Source organism: Mesorhizobium sp. M0040, from assembly GCF_040323505.1.
GTDB lineage: Bacteria > Pseudomonadota > Alphaproteobacteria > Rhizobiales > Rhizobiaceae > Mesorhizobium.
The window spans coordinates 45,546-60,750 of the sequence record NZ_JAMYVA010000018.1 but is presented as its reverse complement, the minus strand read 5'-3'; the positions used below and the strand labels follow the sequence as shown (position 1 = coordinate 60,750).

The window sequence follows — 15,205 nt, the reverse complement described above, 5'->3', positions numbered from 1 at the left end:
GAGATAACAGGAATTTTGGCAAGCAATGAAACCGAAAATCTTCATCGACGGCGAGCACGGCACCACCGGTCTGCAGATAAGGGCGCTGCTTGCCGAGCGTGGCGACCTGGAAATCATCTCCATCCCGACCGAGCGCCGCAAGGAAACGGCAGCGCGCGCCGAGTTCCTCAATGCTGCGGATGTCGCGATCCTCTGTCTGCCGGACGCAGCCGCCAAGGAAAGCGTTTCGCTGATCGCCAATGACACCACCAAAGTGATCGACGCCTCGACGGCGCATCGTGTCGCCGATGGGTGGGAATATGGCTTCGCCGAAATGGACAAGGACCAGGCGAAGAAGATCGCTTCGGCGAAGCGCGTCGCCAATCCGGGCTGCTGGCCGCAAGGACCAATCGCGACGCTGCGGCCGCTGGTTGCGGCGGGGCTGCTGCCGGCCGATTTTCCGGTCACCGTCAACGGCATTTCCGGCTATTCCGGCGGCGGCCGGCCAATGATCGAGGATTATGTCGCCAAGGGCGAGGATGCACCGGAATTCCTGCCCTACGGACTGACGCTGCAGCACAAGCACGTGCCGGAGCTCAGGACGTATGCTAGGCTTTCGCACGATCCGATTATGCAGCCGGCAGTCGGCAATTTCGCGCAAGGCATGATCACGGTGGTGCCGCTGCAACTCGGCGGCCTCGACCATGTGCCGACCGGCGCCGAGCTTCACGCGGCGATCGCCGATCATTTCGCTTCCCTCGATGGCGGCGCGGTCGAGGTGGCGCCGTATCTGCATCAGGAACGCATGCCTGACATCGATCCGGAGATCTATAATGGCACCAACCGGATGAAGCTCTATGTCTTCGCCAATGACGATCGAGCGCAGGCGCTGCTGCTTGCGGTCTATGACAATCTCGGCAAGGGCGCCTCGGGCGCCGCCGTGCAGAACATGGATCTGATGCTCGGCCTCTGAATGGATGTGCCGGCATTTCCAAAGCGCTGGAAGGTCGGCGCGCCCGAACTCATCGCCGAAACGTTCAGCAGCCGCATCTGGAAGGTCGCGCGCGAAGACGGCTCACCGGCAATCGTCAAGGATCTAAAGCCTTTCGACGATGTCGAGGACGAGTTGCGCGGCGAGCATTTCCTCGCCTGGCGACGCGGCGAAGGCGCGGTGCGGCTGCTGGGCCGCGATGGCCACCGCATGCTGCTCGAGTATGCCGGCGAAACCTCGCTGTCACAGATGATTGCGGATCAGGGCGACAATGTCGCCACCGCGATCGCGGCGGAGGTAATGGCCAAGCTGTTCTCGCCGTCGAAGCACCCTGCCCCGCCGGACCTTCAGCCGTTGCGGACCCGGTTTTCCAGCCTGTTCAAAAAGGCGAAGGCCGATCGCGCCGCCGGCGAAAAGAGCCTGTATGTCGAAGCTGCCGAAATCGCGGAACGGCTGTTGTCCAATCCGCACGACGTACGGCCGCTGCATGGCGACCTGCATCACGACAACATCATGCACGGTCCGCGCGGCTGGCTGGCGATCGATCCGAAGGGCGTTCTCGGCGACCCCGGCTTCGATGCCGCCAATGTGTTCTACAACCCACTCGACCGAGACGATCTTTGCCTCGATCCGCGGCGGATCGCGCATATGGCGCATGTCTTTGCCGCAACGCTCGGCCAGTCGCCGCCCGCGATACTGGACCACGCCATCGCCTATGGCTGCCTGTCGGCTGCATCGCACCATGAAGATCGGAATGCGGTCGACGAAAACCGCGAACTGGCGATTGCCGCGGCAATCCGGCGGGTGCGGCTCAGCCTCTGAGAGCGATCTCGTGGGGCAGCGGGTAAGCGCCCTTGGTACCGCGCCAATGCGCGGCGGCGAAGCCGAGCAGAAACAGCGCGAATGCTTGATGCGTCAGGGCCATGTGCAGTGGCACATGCATCAATAGCGTGCCGATGCCGATCGATGCCTGCACCACGACAATCAGGAACAGCAGCGTCGCGCGTCGGGCATGCGTCGTGCCCGGCAGGCGCCGGCGTGTCGCAATCATGTGCCAGAGCGCGGCCGCGAAGATCGTGTAGGCGCCGACCCGGTGGACGAATTGCACCGTCTTCGGGTTTTCGAAGAAATTGCGCCATGCCGGCTCCAGCAGCAGCAGGTCGCCGGGAACCAGCTTGCCGTCCATCAGCGGCCAGGTGTTGTAGCTCAAGCCGGCGTCTAGCCCTGCGACCAGCCCGCCGAGATAGATCTGGACCAGCGCCAGCAGCACCAGCAAGCCGGCCAGGCGTTGCGTTGAGCGGTCGGCGGCCGGTTCGGAGTGTGGGGCCAATCCGCGCGCGACCACCATGGTCGCCGTGAATATCAGCGCCGCCAGCGTCAGATGCGTCGCCAGCCGGTATTGGCTGACCGAAACCCGGTCGACCAACCCGGACGCCACCATCCACCAGCCTATCGCGCCCTGCAGGGCGCCGAGAAGGAGGATGCCCGACAATTTCGTTCCGAGCCCGCGCTCGATGCGGCGCGTCGCCCAGAAGAACAGCAGCGGCAGGGCGAAGACCACGCCGACACTACGCGCCAGGATGCGGTGCACCCATTCCCACCAGAAGATCGACTTGAACGCCTCGATGCTCATGCCGTTGTTGAGTTCGGCATATTGCGGGATCTGCTGGTAGCGCAGGAACTCCTCCTGCCACTCGGCATCATTGAGCGGCGGGATGACGCCGTGTATCGGCTGCCATTCGGTGATCGACAGGCCGGAATTGGTGAGCCTTGTAGCGCCGCCGACCAGTACCAGCGCAAACAGCACCAGGAGCACGACATAGAGCCAACCGCGCACCAGCGCGCGGTTGCGAAGGTCGCGATCGCGGGCGGCGAAAGGCGCGGCATCGGATATGGCAGCAGCCATGGATTTGTCCCGACAGTTGAAGTCGCGGATTGGTGAACCATCGCAACCCGGCTTGCAAGACCGGACAGCGCGGCACGCCGTCGCGCCGTTTCTGGCGGGTTGCGCGTATTGGCTGTTCGGCCTAAGCGATAGCTTCAACGAGATCGCGCCATGCCCATTCGCCTGAAAAAGCTGATCGGAAGCTTCCTGCTGGTAGTGCTGGTCATAGTCTATGCGCTGGTCGCCTCGATCGTGGCGGTCGCCCAATTGTCGCAGTCCGGGCCGCTGGCGCACTTCATCTTCTTCCTGCTCAGCGGGCTTTTGTGGGTGCTGCCGGCGATGGGCATCATCAAATGGCTGATCCTGGAGCCGCGGCCGAAGGGGCGAGGCAACAGTTAGATCGTCACCACCGTCTTGCCGGCATTGGCCAGCGGCGTCGTCACGCCCGACAACATTGTTCGGATGTGGGCGACGCTCTGATAGCGGCCATTGACCGAAATGCGCGGCAGGGCGTGCAGGAAGCCGGCATGCTCGGCGCGGAGTATGCCGTGGCGGGTCGTCACCGCCGAGGCATAGCCGGCATCGCGGACTAGGCCTACTTCGCGGCGGCCGACGGCACTCGCATAACCGTAGGGATAGGCGAAATGGCGCGGCTCCTCGCCGAGTTTGGCCTGCAATATGCGCTTGACGTCGCCGATCTCATGTCGCGCATCGCTCTCGGAAAGCCGCTTCAGATTGCAGTGATTGACGCTATGTGCGCCGATCGTCACCAGCGGGTGCTCGGCCATGGTGCGGATCTCGTCCCAGTTCATCAGCGTGCTCGGGCGCGGAGCACCCAACTCGATGCCGTTCGAGCGCGCCAGATCCCGCAACACCGCACGCTGGTCCTGCTCGCGCACCTTCAGCGTCAGATGAGCGTGCAGGCGCGCATTGGCCTGGACCTTTTTTCCCGGACTCGAGCAGTCGATTGTCACCGGGCCATCCGGCGTCGTCAGCGTCAGGCGATCGCGCGCATTGACGATGTCCTCGACCACGTCCCACCACAAATCGGCAGCGCCGTCGATCAGTCCCGGCGCGACGTAGATGGTGATCGGCGCGCCGTGTTTCTCCAGCACCGGCAGCGCCTCGGTCATGTTGTCTCGATAGGCGTCGTCGGCGGTGATCGTCGCAAACTGGCCGTCCTTGTCGCCAGCCTTGATGCGCTCGATCGCCTCGTCAAGCGTGACGAAACTGTAGCCGTTCGCCTTCATGTCGGCGATCACGGTGTCGAGAAACCCAGGCGCGATGTTCAAGTGGCGGTTGACGCCGTTCGGCTTTTCCGGTGTCGCGGTTACCCGATGCAGCATCAGGATAGCGCCGAGACCGCCGATAAACGGCTTGGCCAGCGGAGCGAGACCGGAATAGCGGGCGAGATTGAGCGCCAGTTTGCGGATTGCCTCGCCCCCGTCGATCATTCATTCACCTTTTGCGCCTAAGCTCATCAAGCATGGAATGCGCCTGCGCGGACCCCCAATCGCGACGAATACGCCCTAAGGATTGAGGTATGGTTGACGCCACCGCGTCATTTGACGGCAATCAGCTGGCAAGCAGCGAGGCGTCGCCGTGTGCCTTGCCGGCCGGCAAAGCCGGCCTGTCAACCTCGGTCGCCGATAGTGCGGCGTTGGCGGCGTACGCAGAATTCTGCCATTCGGCGCTTTTTGCCCCTGCGCAAAGCGCAGGCTGGATCCTGAACTGGGCCGCACATACCGGCGCCGACGTTGTCGTTGCGACGCTGCGCGCCGAGGACAGGCCGGTTTTCTCACTGGCGCTGGAGGTCACTCGCAGTGGAGCGTTCCGCGTCGCCCGGTTCATGGGCGGCCGCCATGCAAACGGCAATTTTGCCGCCGCCGACCCGCAATGGCTGTCGAATGCCGATAGCGCGGCGATCCGCTCGATGCTGGCTGCGATTGCCAAGACGCGGCGCGACATCGATCTTGTTGCGCTGGAGCGGCTGCTGCCCGATCTCGACGGCGTTGCCAACCCGCTCTCCGCCTTGCCGCATTTTTCGAGCCCCAATCTGTCGCTGGCCGCCGGTCTTGTGGGAGGATTTGACGCACTGCTCACCCGCGTGAGCGGCAAGCGCAGGCGCAAGAAGCATCGCTCGCAGGCGCGCAAGTTCGAGGCCGTTGGCAGCTATCGTCGCATCGAGGCGAGGACTGCGGACGAGGTGCACATGCTGCTCGATGCCTTTTTCGAGATGAAGGAATTCCGCTTCCGCAAGATGGGCATCGCCAATGTTTTCGGTGAGGCGGAGGTGCGCGCTTTTTTCCGCTCGCTGTTTGCCGACGCGCTTCAAGAGGAATATCCGTCCTTCGTCCTGCATGGGCTGGAAGTCGCCGGGAAACTTCGTGCAGTCACCGGATCGAGCCGCACGGGCAAGCGGCTGATCTGCGAATTCGGGGCGATCGCCGAGGACGACCTCGCACACACCAGCCCGGGCGACTTCCTGTTCTTCGAGAACATCCTGGAAGCCTGCGAGGCGGGTTTCGAAATCTATGATTTCTCGGTCGGCGACGAACCCTACAAGCGATTGTGGTGCGATGTCGAAACGCAGCATTTCGAGGTGCTGGTTCCGCTGACGCTGAAAGGTCGTGCGCTGGCGCTTGCGCTCAGGCACGGCGCAAGCCTGAAGGCATTCATCAAGCACAGCCCAATGGTCTGGAAGCTGACCAAGCTGCTGCGCCGCAAAGCCGTGGGGCGGACAGCACCGGCCGCAGGCGAAGACGACAGCTGATTTCGATTTGAGAGAAAACTGCCTCAGGCGGCCGAGCGCCGTCCCGGCATTGGGCCCGGCGCCACATGGCCGATGGGCGTGACCAGCGTCAGGTCGGGATAGCCACTCTCGATGAGCGCGACCGCGGCCTGCGTCACCTCGTCGTCCGGCTCAAGCATGGAGAGCAAGACCTCGGTCCCCTCGCCCACCAGGCGGCTGATGCCTTGCGCGTCGGCCGGTCCGCATTCGACCACGACCAAATCATAGGCGGTGGTCAGCGACTGCATGATGATCGGCAGCCGGTCGGCGGCGCGCATGGCGCGGACCGGATCGGCTGTGCCGACGGGAATAACGTGGCAGTCCGAATAGAGATCGGGGTGGATCACATCGCTGAACTGCGCTTGCGAGGCGAGCAGATCGGTGATGCCCGGAAACAGCCCGCTGTCCAGCATCGGCCGCGAGGCGGCACCCGAAGCGGTGAGATCAAGCAGCAGCACGCGTAGCCCGGCGTCGGAGACTGCGCGCGCCACCAACACCGCCGAGGCGGCCGCCTCGTCGCCTTCTGGCGACACGAATATGGCGCGGGCGGCACCGGTGGCGATCAGTTTTTCCGCGGCCTTGTCGATGTCGACCTCGCCGAGGATAGAACGTGCCGGTTCAATGTCTCCAGCGGCCATTTCAGAGTACTCCGGTTCGATTTTCTCGGCAGCCGCTTCCGCCACCGCGACGGGTTCCGGCTCCACTTTGCTTTCAATGATATTGTCGTCGTCGGCCTCATCGATCTCGACGACTGCCGGTTCGGACCGGCCAACCGACGGGTCGGGCTCGGCCATCACGCGTTCGGCCTGGACAGCCGGCATCGCAACCTGCTCGATGCGCTCGAAATGGGCACCGGCGGCCGGACGCATGGCGCGGCCGGAAAACAGTTCCTGCAGCAGCGTGACGATCGCCATGATGAGCAACGAGCCGACAAAGGCCGCACTGACAATCGGACCAATCTTGGGGAAATAAGGTTCGGCCGGCACCTGGGCCTCCGAAAATACGCGAGCGTCGACGGGCAGATAGTTGCGATCCTTGCGTGCGGCCGCCTGGAGATAGCTGGATGAATAGAGATCGAGCTGCTGACGCTTGGTCGCGGCATCACGCTGCAGCGCATCGAGTTCCACCTGCTCTTCGCCGGCGCGGGCGGACGCCGCCTTCAGCGTGTTGACGTCTGCCACGAGTTGAGCCTCTCGCGCCTTCGCCGTCTCGGCCTGCGCCATCAGACCTTTCATGATCTTTTCCGCTTCGTTGCGGATCTGGCGGTCGAGATCCGCGAGCTGCGACTTCAGCGCGCGGATGCGCGGATGGTTGTCGAGCAAGGTGGTGGAAAGGTCGGCGATGTTGTTCTTGAGTTCGACTTGCCGCTCGCGCAGGCGCTGGATCAGTTCGGAAGACAACACCTCCGGAACGGCATCCAGCGAGCCGCCATTGCGCAACGCCCTGCGCACGCTGTCAGCGGTCGCTTCCGCCGAAGCGCGATTGGCGCGCACGCGTGACAGTTCGCTCGACAATTCGGACAGCTGCTGGGTGGCAAGCACCGAATTGTTGCCGCCCATCAAAAGATCGGACTGCGCACGGAATGCGGCAACCTTGGCTTCCGCCTCCTTCACCCGGTTCTGCAGATCCGCGATTTCCGGCGCCAGAAAGTCGGTGGCGGCGGAATTCGATTCGAGCTTGGCATTGCCCTTGGAGGCGATATAGGCGTTTGCAATGGCGTTCGGGATCGCGGCGGCAAGCTTTGGATCCTCTGACGAGAACTCGATTGCGATCGCGCGGGTTTTTTCAACGCCATAGACGTTGAGCTTCTCATGCATTGCGTCCAGCACGCGCTCTTCCAGCGGAATCTCGAACGGATCGCTTTTCAAGCCAACAAGGACAAGGGCGCGGCTCAGCGCCGACATCTTCAGCGCCTCGTCGAATTCGGGCAATTTCGCCAGGTTGAGCTTCGCCGCCACCTGCTTGAGGATGTCGGGGGACGAGATGATCTGGACCTCGGTGGCCACAGCCTCTTCGTCGGGAATCGACCGCTCGTTGCCGTTGGCCCCGGCTGGCCGCGTGAACTCCGATTCTCGAGGCCCGATCTCCAGCTTGGCTGCCGCCTTGTATTCGGGCGTTGCAAGCCAGGCGAGCGCAAAGGCCAGGCCGGTTACAACCAGTGCGACGACAAGGATGCGCAACCAGTTTCGCGCCAGGCTGGCGAAAAGCTGCCTGAGATCGACGTCGACATCTGCGGCCGCGGATTGAACGGACATGCATCCCTGCTCCGGTACTGAGTCAGCATGCACCGTAAACAACTATGGTAACTCAGCCGTTAATATCGCGGTAAGAACCTGTTAGGCTCTACTAACAAGCCGCAAACAAGAGGCTGAAAACCATCTGCATTTGTCGATCCGGCCCGCATCGGCCGCGCGCCTTTACCGGCCATTAACCCTAACAGGATGATAACCGAGCTCGATCGTTAAGGTTTGCCGCAGAGTCGCCGGCTATTCAAAGGTACGTGTCCGCTCATGAAAAGCACTGCTCCCCTTTTCCGCGCGCTGCTTGCCGTATCGATGCTTTCGGGCTGCTCCAGCTACCGGCCGACGCCGGCCGCATTCCATGAAGTTCTCGACCAGCCCTATCGCCTCGGCGCCGGCGACCGCGTCCGCGTAACCGTGTTCGAGCAGGAAGGACTGACCAATACCTACAGCGTCGACCAGTCCGGCTATCTCTCGCTGCCGCTCGTCGGCAACGTGCCGGCGCGCGGCCACACCGCCCAACAGCTTGAAAGCGAGATCGCCGAGAAACTGCGCCAGGGTTATTTGCGGGATCCCGATGTTTCGGTCGAAATCGATCGCTACCGGCCGATCTTCGTCATGGGTGAAGTGGGTGCGGCGGGGCAGTATTCCTACGTTCCAGGCCTGACCGTGCAGAAAGCCGTCGCCATCGCCGGCGGGTTCACGCCACGCGCCAACCAGGAAAGCGTCGACATTACCCGCGACATCAACGGCAAGGTGATAACCGGACGCGTGGTGACCTCCGACCCGCTATTGCCCGGCGATACAGTCTATGTTCGCGAACGCCTGTTTTGATGTGCTGACAAAGTGGCGGACACACTCAGGATCGTCCACTGCTTTCGCTCACCGGTCGGAGGCATCTTCCGGCATGTGCGCGACCTGACCGAGGCTCAGGTCGCCGCCGGCCATGCCGTCGGCATTGTCTGCGATTCGACGACGGGCGGCGATTTCGAGGAACGGCTGTTCGAACAGATGAAAGGCAGCCTGGCGCTCGGCATTCACCGCACCCCGATGCAGCGGCATGTCGGGCCAGGCGATCTCGCCTCGGCCCGGCGCACCTATAGGATCATAAAAGAATTGCGGCCGGACGTGCTGCACGGGCATGGCGCCAAAGGTGGCGCCTATGCCCGTCTGTTCGGCTCATTGTTGCGGGTATCCAGGTCTCGCGTAGCCCGCCTTTATTCGCCGCATGGCGGCTCGCTTCACTATGACGAGACCACCGCCATGGGGAAGCTGTTCTTCGCGCTCGAGCGCTTCATGGCTCGCTTCACCGATTGCCTGCTGTTTGTTTCCGATTATGAGCGGCGGACTTATCGCAGGAAGGTCGGCGAGCCGCCCATTCCGAACGCTCTCGTCCACAACGGCCTGCGCGCCGCCGAGTTCGAGCCGGTGCGGACCGAGCACAATGCGGTTGACCTCCTCTATATCGGCATGATGCGAGACCTCAAAGGCCCGGACATCTTCATCGATGCGCTGGGGCTAGCCGCGACACGGCTCGGCCGCCCATTGAAAGCGCTGATGGTCGGCGACGGCGACGACCTACCGCGCTATCGCGCCCAGGTGAAGCAGCTCGGCCTCGAGGTCAGCTTCCTGGCGCCGATGCCGGCCAGGCTCGCCTTCAGGCTGGCCGAACTGGTCGTCGTTCCCTCGCGCGCGGAAGCCATGCCCTATATAGTTCTGGAAGCGCTCGCCGCCGGCAAGCCGATCATCGCGACGGCGGTCGGCGGCATACCGGAAATCTTCGACACCGGCTCGCCTGTCCTGATCCGGCCCGACCCGCGCGAACTTGGCGACAAGATAAGCGCCGCATTGGCCGATCTCGACACCTACAAAGGCCTGATGCCCGGCCTCGCCGACCTCAAGGCACGCTTCGGCGCCGATGTAATGGCCGCCGAAATCGAAAAGGCTTATTTCGCCGCGCTCAAAAAATAGAGCAACGGGTTTTCCACCGGGCTGCTCCTGGTGAAAGCGTCTCCAAAGCCATGTGTTGTTTCAAGGGTTTCTTAGCTCTCTTTTGCTATTCACCTGAGGGAAACCTGCGGACGCCCCATGAACGAAATCGACCCCGCGCGCCGTTTTTCGCTAGACGCGGTGCGCAAATTCGACGCCCCTGCCGAGAACAATACGGCCGGCGGCATGAACGATGTTGCCCGCCAGGTCGCCTCGCAATACCGGCGCGATACGATGTCGCCGATCATGGTGAGCGGCGTCCTGCGCATGGTGGAATTCGCGCTGCTGTTGGTGTCAGGTCTTGCCGTCTATTTCTATTATGTCGGCTTTTTCAACTATCTTGGCTGGCAATACTCACTGACGATCGCCGCCACCTCGTTCCTCGCGGTCGTTCTGTTCGACGTCACCGACTGCTACCAGATCGTCGCGCTGATGCGGCCGATCGCCAATTTCGGCCGTCTCCTGCTGGTCTGGGCCGGAACCTTCGCCTTGATGGCGCTCACCGCCTTCACCATGAAAATGTCGGAAGACTATTCGCGCCTGCTCTTCGGCACGTGGTTCGTCGTCGGTTTCGTGTTGATCCTGGGTCTCCGCCTGGTGATGTCGAAGCTGATCCGGCGCTGGGCGCGCGACGGGCGGATGGAGCGCCGCGCCGTCATCGTCGGCGGCGGCAAGGCGGCGGAGGTATTGATCCGCTCGGTCGAAAGGCAGCCCTACAACGACATCCGCATCTGCGGCATCTTCGACGACCGCGGCGATAAGCGGTCGCCACCGGTTGTCGCCGGTTATCCCAAGCTCGGTACAATTTCCGAACTCATCGAATTTGCCCGCATCGCGCGCATCGACATGCTGATCGTATCGCTGCCGCTGACCGCCGAATCGCGCGTGCTGCAGTTATTGAAGAAGCTGTGGGTGCTGCCGGTCGACATCCGGCTATCGGCGCATTCGAACGCGCTGCAGTTCAGGCCGCGCGCCTATTCCTACATCGGCTCGGTGCCGATGCTCGATATCTTCGACAAGCCTATCAACGACTGGGATTCGGTCGCGAAACGCGCCTTCGACATCGTCTTTTCGATCATCGGCATCATCGTGTTCTCGCCGGTGATGCTGGCGACCGCGATCGCGATCAAACTCGACAGCAAGGGACCGGTGCTGTTCCACCAGAAGCGGCACGGCTTCAACAACGAGATCATCGAGGTCTACAAGTTCCGGTCGATGTATACCGACAAGGCGGACCCGACGGCGAAGCAGACCGTGACCAAGAACGATCCGCGCGTCACCCGCGTCGGCCGCTTCATCCGCAAGACCTCGATCGACGAACTGCCGCAGTTCTTCAATTCGCTGTTCGGTTCGCTGTCGCTGGTCGGGCCGCGCCCGCACGCCATTGCCGCGCAGTCGCACAACCTCCTCTACAATGAAGTGGTCGACGGCTATTTCGCTCGCCACAAGGTCAAACCCGGTGTGACCGGCTGGGCGCAGATCAATGGCTGGCGCGGCGAGATGGACACCAACGAGAAGATCCGCATGCGGACGGAATACGACCTCTATTACATCGAGAACTGGTCGCTCCTGTTCGACCTCAGAATCCTGTTCCTGACGCCGATCCGCCTGCTCAATACGGAAAACGCGTATTGATCGCGACGGCCTATGAATTGCCGGCTGCGGCGGTCAACGCCAAGCTAATTGCACTGATTGCGTCGGGGGCGGTTTTCCTCGGCGTTTTCCTGTCCGGTTTCGTCATTGCCGAGCCCGCGCCGTACGATCTCTACATGATCGGGCTGATCGTGGTGTGGCCCTTGTTCGGCATGCGTATACAGCGCGCGGCGGTGCCACTTCTGGTGCTGCTGGTTATCATGAACATCGGCGGTATGGTCTCGATGACGCAGATGTCGGACCTCGCCGGCACGCCGCTCTATCTCGCCGTCTCGCTGTTCCTGGCCTTAACCGCGGTTTTTTTCGCTTCGGTAACGGCCGTCCAGCCCAGTCTCTACCGGGTGATCTTCGTCGCCTATGTGGTGTCGGCAGTGCTGACTTCGCTGGTCGGCATAGCCGGCTATTTCCATGCCTTTCCAGGAGCGGAGATCTTCACCAAATACGACCGTGCCGCCGGCGCCTTCCAGGACCCGAACGTGTTCGGTCCGTTCCTGGTGCTGCCCGGCATCTACCTGCTCTACCTGCTGCTTACCGGCTCGGTCGCACGCATGCCGCTATTGGCGGTGCCGTTGCTGATAATCACCGCCGGCATTTTCTTTTCCTTTTCGCGCGGCGCCTGGGGCATGTTCGCCGTTTCGGCGATCCTGCTGACCGGTGCCTTGTTCCTGCAGAGCGCCAGCGGCAAGTTCAAGCTGCGCGTCGTCGTCATGACCATCGCCGCCGTCGGACTGCTGGTCATCGCAATGATCGTCATCCTGCAACTGCCAGGCGTCGCCGAGATGTTCTCGAACCGCGCACAGCTCGAACAAAGCTACGACACCGCCCGGCTCGGCCGCTTCGCCCGCTATACGATCGGCTTTCAGATGGCACTGGAGCATCCGTTCGGCATCGGCCCGCTCGTCTTCGGCAAGATGTTTGGCGAGGACACGCACGACATCTGGCTGAAGATGCTGATGGATTACGGCTGGCTCGGCTTCGTGTCGTTCCTGACGCTGACGTGCTGGACGATCGCCGCCGGCTTCCGCATTCTGCTGCGCGACCGGCCGTGGCAGCCTTATCTTCTATGCGCCTACGTCGCCTTCATCGGCAATATCGGGCTCGGCACCTTCATCGACATCGACCACTGGCGCCATGTCTACCTGCTGCTTGGCTTGATCTGGGGTGCCATCGCGCTCGAATACCGCCACCAGTGGCAGCTGCGGGCGGCGCAGCGACCGGCAATCCTCGTCGCGGTTGCTTCAGGCAGAACAGCAACCGAATTCGGTTGACCGGACCCGGTCTATCACGATACATCGCGACCGGTCCGGAGTGTAGCGCAGCCCGGTAGCGCACTTGACTGGGGGTCAAGGGGTCGTCGGTTCGAATCCGGCCACTCCGACCATTAAAATCCAAAGGCTTAGCCAGTTTTCCCCCAAACTGGCTGTACAGACAATAGCCGCACTGCAGCCAGCGCAACATACGCGGGCGCGTGATCTCATCGAGGAATCGATCACGCATCACTCGTGCGCGAGGCACGGAGGCTGGCGTCTAGCCAGAAGCCCACCGAGAAACCGCGCGGTAATGGCTAGGTAAGCTTTGCTGAGTACGCCAACCTTTATCGTGAGCCCGTATTCCAGCTTCAATAAGAAAAGGTCCCGCCGCACATGCCAGAACGGCGGGACTCGATCAGGCGCCTTGCATCAGGCAGGGGTGACTCGGGGGTTGGGCATGCCCGGTGCGCGCGGATCGTAGTGAACCCTAGGCGCATCAGCTGCAATGCGTCCACCAACCGTCGGTTGGAAAGAACTAATTCAATCCCGACGGCTGGCCTGGCCTGAACAGGCGCGCGCTCAAGGCTCAGTTTCTTCCCGGGGAGGAGCTTTTTGGTCAGGACAATCAGGATAGGGCAATTCTTCACACGGAGAGGGCCTGTCGCCAACGCTGCGATAATGTTCCGCGAGTTTTGCGAAACCGTAGGCGAAGGCGAAAAGAAGCGCGAGGACAACCGCTATTCGGACGGCCATACCGTATTGTAGCAGGATCCTCCCATTGGAGCGCGCGGCGTTTTGGTACGTTTGAATGTTGAGTTCGAAAAAGGTTGGCTGTAGTTGAATTGCCGTCGTCCGCAGTTGTAAGGGCGAGCGGACGCTTCGAAGATGCCACCCGCTTTCGCCCTTTCCGGGAGAGATGCAATGTCGCTTCAAGGGGTTGCCTGTCCTGCCGATCTGACCATGTTGACCAAGGCACTCGATGCCCGATGCCGTGAACTAGGCCTCGCCGATGGAGATCCAGGCAGAGAAGTGCTCGGCCGCAGGGTGATGGATTTATTTGAAAGTGGTCAGCTCAGTGCCGAAGATTTGAGACTGGCTCTGAGCGGCGAGATCTTTAACGCCAAAAATCCTCCGGCCGGAGCCAGTGGGCTTTGATACGGCAAGCGGCTATCCGCGCAACCATTTGAATTACTGGCCCAGCGTCGGCTTCCGTGTGCGCAAGAGCGCGTGTGAACAAATGTGATTTTGCGGTCGGTGCCAGACGGGCTAACTTTACCCATCGAACGAAAGAGGAGAATATCATGAAGACATTCCTCGCAATAGCCGCGGCACTGACCATGTCCATATCAGCTGCCTCTGCGGATTGCCCCGCGCATTCCAAGGTCCAGGCATCGGTCGACACGCAGACGAAGACAGCAAGCGTCGAGAAGGCCGATATGTCGACTGTCACGGACGCTCAGACGATCAAGAAAGAAGAGCCACAGAAGACCGAGTAGCGGTAACGCTCAGCGGATCCCACGACCCGGATAAATGGCTACTGGCACACATCCACCCACTCGGCGTCGACGAGTTCGGCCAGACGTTGCGGGCTGAGCCGTACGGCGGCATTCGTCGCGCCTGCCGCCGGGACGACCTCGTCAAAGGCGCGCAGCGAGATGTCGCAGTAGACCGGGAGCGGCGCCGGTAGGCCGAACGGGCACACCCCACCGACGGGATGATCGGTCGCGGCGAGCACCTGCTCGGCGTCCAGCATTCGCGCCTTGCCACCAAACCGGTCCTTGAATTTGCGATTGTCCAGCCTGGAGATCCCGCTGGCCACGATCAGCATCGTCTGGTCGCCGGCGCGCAAGCAGATCGTCTTGGCAATCTGCGCCGGCGCTACGCCATGCGCTTCGGCGGCCAAAGGCACCGTCGCCGAGCTTGCCTCCGTGACGATGACATCAATTTCGGGCGCGTGTGCGGCGAAAAAGGCGCGAACGGATTCGAGGCTCATCTCCAGCAATTTCCGTCTGGCGTCGCCGTGGCGGCCGGCAAGTCCACTACGTGGCCGAAAAAACGAAGCCCGCCAGGGCGACCCATGGCGAGCTCGTGGAATAAACGCATGGCACGCCGCTACGACACGGATCGCCTTTTGGCAGGCAACACGACTTCGTCAAACAGAGCGCTTTCCGGAAGTTGAAGCGCGGAGGCAATACGCCGACGTTTCGAGGGATCGGCATCCTTGCCGCTTTCAATATCGGCAATCTCATAGGCTGCCAGCCCGCACGCCAGGGACAGCTCTTCGATGCTGTATCCACGGGCTTCCCGGGCGGTTCGGACGGCACTGCGTTCAGGCGTAACCGCGCTCGCCGCCAGTTCGGAGTAAGGTTCGCGTTTTGCTATTTGGGGCATTGGCAACTCCGTGGGATGAAAGAGTTAGATCAAATC

Annotated in this window: 15 protein-coding genes and 1 tRNA gene; 11 read left to right on the top strand and 5 right to left on the bottom strand. The window is 62.1% G+C overall.

Annotated features, from left to right (window positions below):
- Positions 1 to 25: 25 nt before the first annotated feature.
- The gene (gene argC / locus NKJ91_RS17665) at positions 26 to 952 is read left to right on the top strand and encodes an N-acetyl-gamma-glutamyl-phosphate reductase (protein ID WP_352456603.1); all 927 of its coding nucleotides are present in this window, start codon (positions 26 to 28) and stop codon (positions 950 to 952) included.
- Positions 953 to 1,792 carry an aminoglycoside phosphotransferase family protein gene (locus NKJ91_RS17660; RefSeq protein WP_352456602.1) on the top strand — a complete coding sequence of 280 codons (840 nt, stop codon included), beginning with the start codon at positions 953 to 955 and terminating at the stop codon, positions 1,790 to 1,792.
- Here the strand turns inward: NKJ91_RS17660 and NKJ91_RS17655 are convergent.
- The gene (locus NKJ91_RS17655; protein WP_352456601.1) at positions 1,782 to 2,876 is read right to left on the bottom strand and encodes a COX15/CtaA family protein; all 1,095 of its coding nucleotides are present in this window, start codon (positions 2,874 to 2,876) and stop codon (positions 1,782 to 1,784) included. The two genes, NKJ91_RS17660 and NKJ91_RS17655, sit on opposite strands and share 11 nt — an antisense overlap.
- A gap of 150 nt (positions 2,877 to 3,026) precedes the next feature.
- On the opposite strand from NKJ91_RS17655, the gene NKJ91_RS17650 reads away from it, so the two are divergent.
- The gene (locus tag NKJ91_RS17650; RefSeq protein WP_023674629.1) at positions 3,027 to 3,254 is read left to right on the top strand and encodes a DUF2842 domain-containing protein; all 228 of its coding nucleotides are present in this window, start codon (positions 3,027 to 3,029) and stop codon (positions 3,252 to 3,254) included.
- Here the strand turns inward: NKJ91_RS17650 and NKJ91_RS17645 are convergent.
- Positions 3,251 to 4,309 (bottom strand): polysaccharide deacetylase family protein, encoded by a 1,059-nt coding sequence (locus NKJ91_RS17645; protein WP_352456600.1) that lies wholly within the window; start codon positions 4,307 to 4,309, stop codon positions 3,251 to 3,253. The genes NKJ91_RS17650 and NKJ91_RS17645 overlap by 4 nt on opposite strands.
- Positions 4,310 to 4,398: 89 nt before the next feature.
- Here NKJ91_RS17645 and NKJ91_RS17640 point away from each other — a divergent pair, with 89 nt between their 5' ends.
- The gene (locus tag NKJ91_RS17640; RefSeq protein ID WP_352456599.1) at positions 4,399 to 5,628 is read left to right on the top strand and encodes a GNAT family N-acetyltransferase; all 1,230 of its coding nucleotides are present in this window, start codon (positions 4,399 to 4,401) and stop codon (positions 5,626 to 5,628) included.
- A 23-nt stretch (positions 5,629 to 5,651) separates the two neighbouring features.
- On the opposite strand, the gene NKJ91_RS17635 is transcribed toward NKJ91_RS17640, so the two are convergent.
- Positions 5,652 to 7,901 carry a GumC family protein gene (locus tag NKJ91_RS17635; RefSeq protein ID WP_023674626.1) on the bottom strand — a complete coding sequence of 750 codons (2,250 nt, stop codon included), beginning with the start codon at positions 7,899 to 7,901 and terminating at the stop codon, positions 5,652 to 5,654.
- Positions 7,902 to 8,156: 255 nt separating this feature from the next.
- On the opposite strand from NKJ91_RS17635, the gene NKJ91_RS17630 reads away from it, so the two are divergent.
- The 7 genes from NKJ91_RS17630 (at position 8,157) to NKJ91_RS17600 (ending at position 14,274) form a co-directional block, all read left to right on the top strand.
- Positions 8,157 to 8,720 carry a polysaccharide biosynthesis/export family protein gene (locus NKJ91_RS17630; protein WP_023674625.1) on the top strand — a complete coding sequence of 188 codons (564 nt, stop codon included), beginning with the start codon at positions 8,157 to 8,159 and terminating at the stop codon, positions 8,718 to 8,720.
- A gap of 12 nt (positions 8,721 to 8,732) precedes the next feature.
- Positions 8,733 to 9,857 (top strand): glycosyltransferase family 4 protein, encoded by a 1,125-nt coding sequence (locus NKJ91_RS17625; RefSeq protein ID WP_352456598.1) that lies wholly within the window; start codon positions 8,733 to 8,735, stop codon positions 9,855 to 9,857.
- 117 nt (positions 9,858 to 9,974) lie between these two features.
- Entirely contained in the window at positions 9,975 to 11,510 is a 1,536-nt protein-coding gene (locus NKJ91_RS17620; protein WP_352456597.1) for an undecaprenyl-phosphate glucose phosphotransferase, read from the top strand.
- Positions 11,507 to 12,796, top strand: a complete 1,290-nt coding sequence (locus NKJ91_RS17615; RefSeq protein WP_352456596.1) for an O-antigen ligase family protein — start codon at positions 11,507 to 11,509, stop codon at positions 12,794 to 12,796. The genes NKJ91_RS17620 and NKJ91_RS17615 overlap by 4 nt, the downstream gene beginning before the upstream one ends.
- Before the next feature lie 36 nt (positions 12,797 to 12,832).
- Positions 12,833 to 12,909, top strand: a tRNA-Pro gene (locus NKJ91_RS17610).
- A 790-nt stretch (positions 12,910 to 13,699) separates the two neighbouring features.
- Entirely contained in the window at positions 13,700 to 13,933 is a 234-nt protein-coding gene (locus NKJ91_RS17605; protein ID WP_352456595.1) for a hypothetical protein, read from the top strand.
- A 146-nt stretch (positions 13,934 to 14,079) separates the two neighbouring features.
- A complete protein-coding gene (locus tag NKJ91_RS17600) occupies positions 14,080 to 14,274 on the top strand; it encodes a hypothetical protein (RefSeq protein WP_023674517.1) in 195 nt (64 codons plus the stop codon).
- A 38-nt stretch (positions 14,275 to 14,312) separates the two neighbouring features.
- Here the strand turns inward: NKJ91_RS17600 and NKJ91_RS17595 are convergent, their stop codons facing one another.
- Together NKJ91_RS17595 and NKJ91_RS17590 are read right to left on the bottom strand one after the other, a co-directional pair.
- Positions 14,313 to 14,771, bottom strand: a complete 459-nt coding sequence (locus tag NKJ91_RS17595) for a YbaK/EbsC family protein (RefSeq protein ID WP_352456594.1) — start codon at positions 14,769 to 14,771, stop codon at positions 14,313 to 14,315.
- 119 nt (positions 14,772 to 14,890) lie between these two features.
- A complete protein-coding gene (locus NKJ91_RS17590; RefSeq protein ID WP_352456593.1) occupies positions 14,891 to 15,169 on the bottom strand; it encodes a helix-turn-helix domain-containing protein in 279 nt (92 codons plus the stop codon).
- Between the last annotated feature and the right edge of the window lie 36 nt (positions 15,170 to 15,205).